Origin of the sequence: Prevotella sp. HJM029, from assembly GCF_000599605.1 — a bacterium.
Classification (GTDB): Bacteria; Bacteroidota; Bacteroidia; order Bacteroidales; family Bacteroidaceae; genus Prevotella.
In genome coordinates this window covers 1-309 of record NZ_AZHT01000171.1, presented here as the reverse complement: position 1 = coordinate 309, position 309 = coordinate 1, and the positions used below count along the sequence as shown (strand labels likewise).

The following is a 309-nucleotide window of genomic DNA, read 5'->3' as shown; positions in this document are numbered from 1 at the left end:
GTCCCGTACAAATGTGTCAATTTCACCAATTTCAGATAGTTAGAAGACTCCTTACTAACAACCCACATTTGCCTGCAGGCGTTGAACTATTGGCGTTAATGAGAAGGATGTTCTCTATGAGAAAAGAAGAGTTTATAACTGCTTTTGATAAATGGTGTGATAAGTGGAAAGAGTTCCTAAATGAACAAACTCTCCTAATCTCGGGTAAGACAACTTATACACACAGAAGACTGAGAACGGCAAGACGTTCTATTAAGACACATCTGCCATGGCTCTATACGTGTGAGGAGCATCCGGATATACAAATAC

At 39.8% G+C, this 309-nt stretch carries 1 pseudogene; it reads left to right on the top strand.

The annotated features are described in order from the left end of the window. Positions 1-309 (top strand): annotated as a pseudogene (locus X919_RS17090) (transposase); the annotation flags it as partial.